Annotated in this window: 1 protein-coding gene; it reads right to left on the bottom strand. The window is 36.1% G+C overall.

The annotated features are described in order from the left end of the window. Window positions 1-76 precede the first annotated feature (76 nt). Window positions 77-1,039 (bottom strand): hypothetical protein, encoded by a 963-nt coding sequence (locus AB1414_21110; GenBank protein MEW6609912.1) that lies wholly within the window; start codon window positions 1,037-1,039, stop codon window positions 77-79. Window positions 1,040-1,273 lie beyond the last annotated feature (234 nt).

The following is a 1,273-nucleotide window of genomic DNA, read 5'->3' on the forward strand; positions in this document are numbered from 1 at the left end:
TTAGAAGAGAAACTTAAAAGCAAAGGGATTGACCCCAAAGTTCCTTGGCTGAACAACCACTCCTTAGAGTTTCAGTTCAAGTGACCAAGAAAAAAGTGGGAATAACTATCGGTTCGAAATAGGTGATAATAGAATTTAGGCTTGACTTTGATTCTATCTCTATTGGCGGATATACCTTTCCAATCTCTATTGGTTTTGGATTTCTAATTGTATTTGGTGGTATCCCATTAGCGCTGAAATTTGGAGAAATTATATAGTCCTTCCCTGTCTCAATTTTGTGATTACCTGCTATTTCGCAGAGCACGGTTATTTTTTGTTCACTAAAAAGATTATTATTAGTTCTACTGTTGATTTTTACTGGGTTCTCATCACTAGAGAATTTAGATGAAATGGAGTTTTTCTCCCCATTTTCAGTCACTTCAGTCACTATTCCATCAATTGTAAGATTAATTGGACTGATAAGATTTGACCTGATAATGTAAGGAAGTGATATTCGCATATTTTGTCTAAAATCTTTTGACATTTCATTAAGATTCCACCTATGTTCAGTATCAGTATTGAGATTTTTCTCAAAGCATATCTTATCTTTTCGCCCTATACAAGCCCACACCTTCGATAAAACTTCTTCACTATTAGAATTATTGTAATAGCAGGCTACGCCACCAGTTTTTCTCAAGGTAGTGTCCCAAACCTGAACATTATTATCTCCGTTGACCTTCTTATTTGCGACAAGTATTAACACAATTGGAATTATTTCGGTATCCAGCAATAGACCATTTGGTGTTTCGGTGCCAAAAGATAAAAATCTTACTGCCTTGGCTACCTCGCCAGGGATGCGTTCAATCCGATCTCTTTTATCTTGAGGTGTGGTACTGTGAATTCCATCAGATATAACAATTACAGTTTTTCGGTGGTTAGTAGTATTTCCGAACCTTTCAATATTCCTTCGGATATCTGTAAATAAGTTGCTAAAATTTGACCGCTTCCTCCAATCAATATCTTCTGGATCTGTAGATTCTAATGTGTTTACTTCCTCCAATCCACCGTTATAATCAGGTATAGCATAAGTTTCTGTTGGATAGGAGAATTTAGAGGGCTTATGACAGAAATAGAAAAAGATAGCCTGATCTATTTTCTGAACTAACCTATTTAGAGCCTATCCGAAAAATAGCTTAAGATAATGTTCCCCTTTGCCGATTTATATAGAGAAGGGTTTTTACTCAATCTATACTGAAAAAGGAGGGGGACAAGATGGCTGATGGAGAAATGGGTG

It is taken from the genome of bacterium (assembly GCA_040755795.1).
Classification (GTDB): domain Bacteria; phylum UBA9089; class CG2-30-40-21; order CG2-30-40-21; family SBAY01; genus JBFLXS01.